Genomic DNA, 9,613 nt, shown 5'->3' with positions numbered 1-9,613 from the left:
GATTTGACTCTTTTTCATTTACTTTTTAACTTACCGCAAAAAATTATACACTTAGTTGTTCGTGTAATAAGGATGAGAGAATACTGATTGTCTAGGACGTTTAACGATATCACCAGCATAAATGTAATAATTTGTTCCCTTAATGTGATATGTTTCAGCATATTTATTCTCAAATCCTGCGGTATCATCTACAATTAACTTTGTGTTTTTGGGTAATGTAATTGCATTCTCTACTCTATCTTTAGAAACCTTTTTCAATGCATAGATATGCTTTTGATTAATATCTTTAGGATCTTTTGTTATAACTGTTGCTTGATTAGTTGATAGGGGATTTGCTTTATGTGCATAAGTTGTAAGAAGTTCTTTACTATAGATAGAATCGACATTAATACACTTGATATATCTGTTGTAGCCGATTTTATAATATTCTTGATTATTCATTGTTGTATACGGTAGCCAATACAGAACAACAATTTGATTACTATAAAAATTTTCTACACCGGTTGAAGAAGTAATATATCTAATATAATATCTCTTTGCAGAATTAATTTGTTTTAGTTTACCAGGTGCTGTAATAGCTTTATTTTTCTTAATATAGTTACCTTTACCATATAGGCGAGCACCCTTGTTGTTATATACATATGCATTATGATTTAGATACAATTTCACCGTATCTGTACTAGATGCATTAGCTGGTTTTATTACAAAAATGAATAGAGCAGCAAATAGAATGAATGCTGATGAAACGGAAATTTTTTTCTTAGTAAACATGTGAAATACTCCTTTCAAGCTCTAAGATAATTATAAAGTAAAAAATAAGGTAAAAAAATGATTGTAGAATCAAAAAAGAAATACAAAATACAAAAAGAGTCCTACGAAACAAACCGTAGAACTCTTTTATTTTCTATTAAATTCTAACTCATCACAGTAGTTAAGATCGCACCAACCAAGATCAATGCTAACCCGATCAAAGTAAAGGCATAACCCTTCTTACTCTTTCTTTCGTGCAAGAAGATCATCCCTCCCAGAGTTGAAATCACAACTGACAATTGTGATACAACAAAGGCAGTGTTAACACCGTTATCCTTAACTGACATGATGTATCCAAGTGCTGCAATTGAGAAGATGAACCCAGCAAGTAAACTTTGCCAGCTGCTCTTAGCCTTCAATTCGCCCAATTGCTTGGTAAACAGCATGTAGATAAGAACTGCAAGTACCATACCAACAGATTCTGGGAAGAAAATTCCAAGACCTGAAGCAGTCATTGCCTTAGGAATTGCGTTGTACACAATGAAACCTAAAGTGGTGCAAACCAGCATAATAATAGTACCAACTTGGTTACTTTCAGTACCTTCACTAGTATCCTTATCAGAAAATGAAGTGAAAATCGCACCAATAATTAACAAGGCAATTCCAATGAATCCCCACAACTTAGCTGAGCTTCTGCTCCATTCACCAAAAATCACAACCCCAACAAGCGAAGTACCAATTAACTGCAACCCAGTTGAAATTGGCATTGTTTCAGATACACCAACTTTAGCATAACCAATGTACTGACCCAGTTGACCAATTACCCAGAATGCCCCAGCCAAGGCTGCTAACCAGAAGGTCTTTGCATCAAGATCAGCTTTGATAAATGGCAAAGTAATTAAACCTACAATCAAAGTACCTACAGTAGTACCAAAAATTTGGTTAGTTGGTTTCCCGTCAATCTTTGCGACAGCTAATGGCAAAATTCCCCATGCCAATGCTGGGATCAACATATAAACAATATTCATAACTTTTTATCTCCCTAATCAATATCTAAAAGTAAGTGATTTAAGTATTTTAGCGTTTTCATCCCGTTTAGGTCAAGCATTTTTATTCTCTTTCTTTTTTACAAATTTGTAAAATATACTATTTGCAGCAACTATTGATGCAATAATTCGTATTTACAAAATTGATCGAGAGTGATAGAGTAGGATAGTTGTTTTAAAATCGTAGAAACACGAACATTTACTTTTTTGGGGAGAAAAAATGAATTTTATTACTCGTTATTTTCATCTTGATGAATACAACACTTCCGTCAAGACTGAATTCTTAGCCGGACTTACTACTTTCATTAGTATGTCCTACATTCTTTTCGTTAACCCTAGCGTCTTAGGTGCCAGCGGCATGGACACTGGCGCTGTCTTCACTGCAACCGCCTTAGCCAGTGCTCTTGGTACTGCAATCATGGGGATTGTTGCTAACTATCCAATTGGTGAAGCACCTGCTCTTGGGATTAACGCCTTCTTTGCTTACACCGTCTGTGTCGGAATGCACGTTTCTTGGCAAACTGCTTTGGCCAGCGTATTCGTAGCTTCAATTATCTTTATCTTGATTACCTTATTTAAGTTACGTGAAAAGATCATTGATTCGATTCCAGCTGACTTAAAGTTTGCAATTTCATCAGGTATTGGCTTGTTCATCGCCTTTTTAGGCCTTCAAAACGGTAAGTTAATCGTTGCAAACAAGTCAACCTTGGTAGGTCTTGGTTCACTTCACGATCCTCTTGTTTGGATCACTATCTTCGGTTTACTTGTGACTGTCATCTTAATGATCTTGAACGTTCCTGGTGCGATTTTCATCGGAATGGTCCTTGCCGCAATCTTTGGTATCTGTACTGGTGAAATTGCTTTGCCACACAAGGTCATCTCAACTGCACCAAGTTTGGCACCAACCTTTGGTCAAGCAATCTTCCATATTAAAGACATTAATTCTGTTCAAATGTGGGTGGTTGTCTTAACATTCTTGCTTGTTACCTTCTTTGATACTGCTGGTACTTTGATCGGTCTTGCTCAACAAGCTGGTTTCATGAAGAACAACAAGATGCCTCGTGTTGGTAAAGCTTTAGCTGCCGACTCAAGTGCGATGGCCGTTGGTTCAATTCTTGGTACCTCACCAGTTGGTGCCTTCGTTGAATCCAGTGCCGGTATTGCCGTTGGTGGTAGAACTGGTTTAACTGCAGTCTTTGTTGCTATTTTCTTCTTAATTTCAATGATCTTCAGTCCTCTTTTGGGTGTGTTCACAAGTCAAGTTACCGCCCCAGCATTGATCATCGTTGGAGTCTTAATGGCACAAAACACTGCACACATTCACTGGAACAAGTTAGAAATTGCCGTTCCTTCATTCTTAATCATCTTGGGGATGCCACTTACTTACTCAATTTCTGATGGTTTGTCATGGGGAATGATTACTTACCCAATTTGTATGCTCGCTGCTAAGCGTGGTAAAGAAGTCACTCCGATGATGTGGGTATTATTCTTCGTCTTCATCATCTTCTTGTGGGTATTAAATTATTAGAATTAAACTATTCAAAAAAATCAGCTTTGATGATACGGCTGATCTTTTTTCATCTGTATTTTAAAATCACCATAAATTAACAAATTTTTTCAAGTTTTAAAAAACAAGGCTTATTTTTGTAAGCCTTGTTTTTCTTATTCTTCTAATATAATTAAATAACATTTATGAAAACAGGTATGAAAATAGCTCTTTAAAAGCAAAATTTTTTTGTTATAATCTCAAATATAACCTATACGATACATGATTTATAGCAATTAACAGCATTTAACTATATTTAAACATATTATAGAGGCGTAAAAATGATTAATAACAAGCGATTCTTAATTACGCTAGATTTATTTCTAACTATTATATTTCCTGCTTTTTTAATTAGTTTTTCTTTTACTTTCTCACAAAGCGTTAGAGTTGGTATGTTTTCTATTCTACTACTAGCTTTACTCTCAGGAATCATTATTCCAAACTACTTAATCAGCTGGTTAGTTATTATTTTAACTACGTTTGGAATTGCATTTCTACTTATTGGCTACGTAATTATGCCTAATTCAGCCAAACTTTGCTTAATTTTAGCTTTCCCAGTTGAAGCCAGCTTAGTTTCAGTTATCACTAATTACGTCATCCATTGGAAACACGAAGTTACTAACTTCAAAGACGCTAAGCGCCTAATTAATCATTACGATCTACACTTGAAGTTACAAACCGAATATAACGCTATTAAGTTCTTAAACCACGAAATGAACTTAATTCGTAAAAATCCGGACTATCACCTTTCAAGTAAGATAACTCTTATCAGTTGGGCTAATCACCAACAATTTGAACAATTTAATCATGATCAACACGCTGACAACTTACTTCAAATAGCTAAAATCTTAAAAAACACTCGCTTAGCTAGTGAATTCATCTATTACTTGGGTAACGCCACTTTTGCTATTATTTCTCCAAATATTAATGAAGAAGTTGCTAAAAAAGTTGATAACACCACTTTTACTAAATTACAAATTCTACCTGCTCCATTGCCGCAACACTTGAAGTTTGCTTCTGAAAGAATCTCAAATGACAATATCAAAAACTATCGGAATGCCAAAGCCATATTCAAGCACTTAAAACGGGAATTAGAGACCGATTTAATTACCGAGTATTTAATCAAGGACGGTACTCATGAATAAGTGGTTTTACTTTCTATCAATTTTAATTTCGCTTATTTTTTTAATTTGTTTTGTTGTCATTTTTTACTGCTCACTTAATATCTACCTCAATGTCGAAAAGACGATGACACATAACAAAGCTAAAAATACTACTAAGAAGGATTGATATGTCTGAATTTTTACAAATAGCAACCCTTATTTCTATCTGGTTATCTTTATTAATCAGTCTGTGTACCTTGACTGGTGCAACTGCGTTTTGGATGAAGCACAGTAAGGTTCGAGTCCAGATTGCGCCGCTGAAACGCTATCCAAAAGTTACGCTTGTTGTGCCTGCTCACAACGAAGAGGTAGTAATTGGAAAAACAATGCGAGCCATTCTGAATCTTAACTATCCAACTAGCCAATTAGAAGTGCTGCTTTTTGCTGATAATTGCCAAGATAACACCGCTAAAGAAATGCGTAAAGTAATGCGGGAGCACCAATATCATGGCCGTCAGGTTAAAATTATCGAAAGAACTGGTAGCGGCGGTAAAGCCGGCGTTCTAAACGATGCCTTAAAAATTGCCAATGGCGAATATATTGGTGTTTATGATGCTGATGCGATGCCAGAAAAGAATGCACTTTATTTTTTAGTAAAAAAAGTTTTGGAAAAACCGGACATGTACATGGCATCTTTTGGTCGCAATAAAACGCGTAACGCCGAGCAGAATTTTTTAACCCGCTGCATTAACCAAGAAATCGTTGTCACTCAACGTATTCAGCATTGCGGGATTTGGCATTTATTCAAGATCGGCCGCATCCCTGGCACAAATTTCATCATCAATACAAATTACGTTAAGTCCATCGGCGGTTGGCGTAACGGTGCCCTAACCGAAGACACAGATATTTCATTCAAAATTATGGGCTCAGGGAAATTAATCGCTCTAGCCTACAACTCAGAAGCTTTTCAACAAGAACCTGAACGTCTTAAGGACTATTACTTTCAACGGCTACGCTGGGCAAAAGGGAATTATGAAGTAGTTATCAAAAACTTCACTCACATTTTCGATCACACCAACTGGCGGGTTAAACTGGAAACTTTCTATTACTCTTGTACCTTCTTCTGGTTTAACGCCGCAATCATTTTATCCGACATTTTCTTCATTTCTAATCTTTTTGCTCTCCTACTTCATATCTGGAACCCAGCAATCGTCTTACCGTTCACAATTACTTCAACCAATGTCCTTCTAGCACAAGTCTTACTATTTAATTGGTTGTTAATGATCATGTTGCATATCTTACAGATCAATACCGCAATGGCAACGCAATACGGTCAAGCTACTACCAAACAAATCTGGCTAGCATTAGCATCATACTTTACTTACTCACAATTATTTATTATCGTTTCTGTTCATGCCGTTAGTTCTGTTACCTTGGATCGAATTTTTCACCGAGATGGTACTAAATGGGTTAAAACGAAGCGCTTTTCAGATTAGGAACCTGTGATCAATGAAAAAAAGAAAAATTTTTACTATTTTTACGTTAATCATTGTCATCTTTATCGGAATACTGTTGTATGTTCGGATCAACAATAATAAAGAAATCCCACATGATTTTTATACGCAATGGCGCCAAAATTACGTGGAAAAAGATTCAAATAGTGCCTTTGTTAACGCTACTCCGCAAAAATTATCGGCAACCGCTCTTTCTGAAGCACAAGGCTACGGGATGATCATTACCATGATGGCTACGCAGAAAAATTGGGCCAACCGAACTGATTTCAACCATTTGTTCAAATTTTATCTAAATCATCGCACAATTATTAATAAGCACCAGACACAGCTAATGAGCTGGAAACAAGTTGAAAAAGGCAAACAGATGCAAAATCGAGCTAACAGCGCTACTGACGGTGATCTGCTTATTGCCTATTCCTTATTTTTAGCAGCGAAAAAATGGCCAAATCATCCTGAATATCGTACTCAAGGATTAAAAATCGCAAATGATATCTTAAAATACGATTATAATAGCAAAAATCACGTTTTAACTGTTGGAAATTGGGCTAATTCTAAGTCCAAATATTATAATTTGATCCGTTCGTCTGACATCATGCCGTTTATTTTTACCGCTCTTTATAAAGAAAGCCATGATAAGCGCTGGCTTGCGATTAATAACCATATGCTTAAAGCTTTATCGCAATTAAGTAAGCAGCACAAAACAGGCCTTATCCCAGATTTTGCAGTGATTAAAGATGGCTATGCAAAACCGGTTAAGGCCCATTATGTTGCTACTAGATATGATGGCGACTTCAGCGATAACGCCTGCCGAATTCCAATGAATTTGGTATATGCAAATACTGCAAAAACAGACCGAATTGTAAAAAAGATGCTAAACTTTTTCGACAAACAATCTACAATTACTGCCGGCTACACATTAACGGGCAAAGCATTGAACAACTATCAATCTGCTGCCTTTAGTGCGCCTATTTTTATTGCAGTATCTAATTTTAAGAATCAAGGTTATGACGGATTATTCATGTCAGAGCAGTATATCTTTAATCAAAAACTAACTCAAAATAATTATTATCCTGATACATTAACTACTTTAGATGCTTTCATGCTAGAGTAGTTTTTTCTTTTTAATCCATTGATGACAAGGCATCCAACATGTTGATATTCTTAATCCGGCGGTGAACAACAAGTGCCAAAACCGCGGTAATTAGCGCTGGAATTAAAGCTGATAAAACAAAATTCATTGGATACATATTTGGATCAAACATCGCTTGATCAGGCGGCAAACTAGTAATAATGAAATAGTGCAGCCACCAACCGAAACCAAAGCCAACAATAATTCCTAAGAGTGACAAAATAATTGTTTCGCGGTAGATATACATTGTCGTTTCATTATTATAGAAACCTAGCACCTTAATCGTCGAAATTTCGCGGATTCGCTCAGCTACATTAATGTTAGTCAAATTGTAAATTACTACTACAGCTAGCATCCCTGAAATTAAAATCAGAATAACAATTACTTCGTTTAAACTGCCAGTAAAACCAGACAAGATATCGCGATTAGCAGTGTTAGAAATCACCGTTTGAATCGCACCAGTCTTAATCAAATCACGGCTAACTTTTTTCGCCAAACTATGCTTCTTAACCGTTATCAAATATGCGTTGGTCTTATACGTCTTACCAATCGTCTTCTTGTACTCACTTGGGCTCATAAAAATATAATGACCCAGATACATTTCACTAATCCCAGTAACTTTGAAATTATGATTTTTGCCTTGCTTATCAGTCAAAGAGATCCTTGACCCTTTTTGGGCATCCAAAATTGTAGCCAACTTTTCAGAAATAATCACGCTATTGTTAGATAGATCCAGTTTTTGCTTAGTTTTTCGATCGCGTAAATTAATCGATTTTCCGAAACTCTTTGTATCCTTTGGTGCAATCAACATAACATTTTCTGTTGAACCAGTATTTTTGATGTATTTAGTCATTTGCTGGTATTGAACTGCACTAGTTTGCTTCACATTTTTACTTGTTAAAACATTATTTAACTTATTTTTTTGTTTCTTAGTGACAGTTTCATTTTTTAACGCGATTATGTCATTTTTTTGAATGTCGCGATATTGGATGCCGCCAATTCCTTGAAGAGAATCACGAATTCCAAACCCCATTACCAAAAGACCGGTACATCCTGCAACGCCAAAGATCGTCATCAACATTCTGCTCTTGTAACGGAAGATATTACGCGCGGTTACTTTGGCAGAGAAACTCATATGTTTCCAAATGAAAGGAATTTTCTCAAGTAAAATTCTTGAACCATTCTTAGGTGGCTTTGGTAACAACAGCGCAGACGGCTTTTCACGTAAAGTTTGGTGCAAAGCAAACATCGATACTACTGTTGTAGAAATCAGCGCAACAACTAGCGAAATAAGCAGCGGTTCCCAGGCAAAATGCAGTTGGTAAGCAGTTCCTAAAGTAGTATTTGCTAAATAAGCCTTAATAATCATATCTGGCAAAAATGTATAGCCAAGACTTGCACCTAATGCGGTACCAATAATTGCGGCAGTACTACTGTAGAGCAAAAATTTAATTGCAACTGAGCCATTGCTATATCCTAATGCCTTCAGTGTGCCGATATTAATTCGCTCTTCTTCAACGAAACGAATCATGGTCGTTAAACTCACCAAGGTCGCAACTGCAAAGAGAAAGACAGGAAAAACATTCGCTAAAACTTCAACACGTTCAGAATCAGCCCGATATGATGAATATCCTTGACTTTCTTCACGGCTATTAATCGTGTAGCTGGGATAAGTAATATGGCGCTTAGGAACTTTAATTTGGCTTGCTACTACAGGTATGCCACGTTCAGCCATTTCCCGCGCTGCCCTTTGACGATATTCATTTTGATACTGACTAACGAGTTTTTGATAACGTGCTTTTCGATTTTTATTAAGAGCAGTTTGCAGCTTCTTTTGATCGCGATAAATAAGGCTGCGGTAAGTTTTATCAAAAGGACTAAGATGAGTTGTATCCTTAAATATTACCCGGGAAATATGATATACCGGTGATGAAAAAGCACTTGCAGTAGTCAGTGCTACGCCGGTTAAATTACCATCACCGATATTAGTTTGCCCGATCTGCGTTTTATCCAAATATTCACTAGGTCTAATAAAACCGACAATTGTATATGTTGACTTTCTCAAACTACCTTTATTAGTAAACGTAATCTTTTGACCTAGCCGATATTTCTTATCAAGCATATAGGTCAAGGCAATTTCATTTTTTCGTTTAGGAAAACGCCCTTTAACTAGCTCGGACTTAGATAAATTACCAGAATTAGAAAAAACTCTAAAAGTATCATTATTGCGCTTATTTTTTACATCTTGAAAATAGGCAAAGCTGCTTTCCTTCACTTCTGGCAAATTTCTGATTGTGTCCCGATCTTTTTTATCAAGACCATAATTTGAAGTAACAGTTACATCAGCAAGATTTTGCTTTTCAAAAAAATCACTACCAGTTGCTCGCATATCTGGACCAGCCATCTTGAGTCCAACAAAGGCAAAAGTTCCTAGCGCAATTAACAAGACAATAGCGATATAACGACCTAATGAATGAGTGATTGCTTCAAACGCGTCTTTCCATAAGACTGTCTTCTTCACTTTA

General features: G+C 36.2%; 7 protein-coding genes. 4 read left to right on the top strand and 3 right to left on the bottom strand.

All coding sequences use genetic code 11. The features are described from left to right. Positions 1-51 precede the first annotated feature (51 nt). Both FC46_RS07090 and FC46_RS07085 read right to left on the bottom strand, forming a co-directional pair. Positions 52-771 carry an SLAP domain-containing protein gene (locus tag FC46_RS07090; RefSeq protein WP_057799224.1) on the bottom strand — a complete coding sequence of 240 codons (720 nt, stop codon included), beginning with the start codon at positions 769-771 and terminating at the stop codon, positions 52-54. Between the two features lie 143 nt (positions 772-914). After that, positions 915-1,778, bottom strand: coding sequence for a GRP family sugar transporter (locus tag FC46_RS07085; protein ID WP_057799222.1), 864 nt, complete (start codon positions 1,776-1,778; stop codon positions 915-917). A 238-nt stretch (positions 1,779-2,016) separates the two neighbouring features. Here FC46_RS07085 and FC46_RS07080 point away from each other — a divergent pair, with 238 nt between their 5' ends. From FC46_RS07080 to FC46_RS07065, 4 genes are all read left to right on the top strand, one after another. Then, complete coding sequence (locus tag FC46_RS07080) at positions 2,017-3,324, top strand: NCS2 family permease (RefSeq protein WP_057799220.1); 1,308 nt, start codon at positions 2,017-2,019, stop codon at positions 3,322-3,324. A gap of 299 nt (positions 3,325-3,623) precedes the next feature. Continuing rightward, a complete protein-coding gene (locus tag FC46_RS07075) occupies positions 3,624-4,487 on the top strand; it encodes a hypothetical protein (RefSeq protein ID WP_057799218.1) in 864 nt (287 codons plus the stop codon). Between the two features lie 146 nt (positions 4,488-4,633). Then, positions 4,634-5,941 carry a glycosyltransferase family 2 protein gene (locus tag FC46_RS07070; protein ID WP_057799217.1) on the top strand — a complete coding sequence of 436 codons (1,308 nt, stop codon included), beginning with the start codon at positions 4,634-4,636 and terminating at the stop codon, positions 5,939-5,941. 13 nt (positions 5,942-5,954) lie between these two features. Then, positions 5,955-7,070, top strand: coding sequence for a family 8 glycosyl hydrolase (locus tag FC46_RS07065; protein WP_057799215.1), 1,116 nt, complete (start codon positions 5,955-5,957; stop codon positions 7,068-7,070). 10 nt (positions 7,071-7,080) lie between these two features. Here the strand turns inward: FC46_RS07065 and FC46_RS07060 are convergent, their stop codons facing one another. Beyond that, positions 7,081-9,609 (bottom strand): ABC transporter permease, encoded by a 2,529-nt coding sequence (locus FC46_RS07060; protein WP_057799214.1) that lies wholly within the window; start codon positions 9,607-9,609, stop codon positions 7,081-7,083. Positions 9,610-9,613 lie beyond the last annotated feature (4 nt).

This window comes from Lactobacillus kalixensis DSM 16043, from assembly GCF_001434335.1.
Classification (GTDB): domain Bacteria; phylum Bacillota; class Bacilli; order Lactobacillales; family Lactobacillaceae; genus Lactobacillus; species Lactobacillus kalixensis.
Note: the sequence above shows the minus strand (reverse complement) of the source record. Positions and strands in the feature narration are given on the sequence as shown.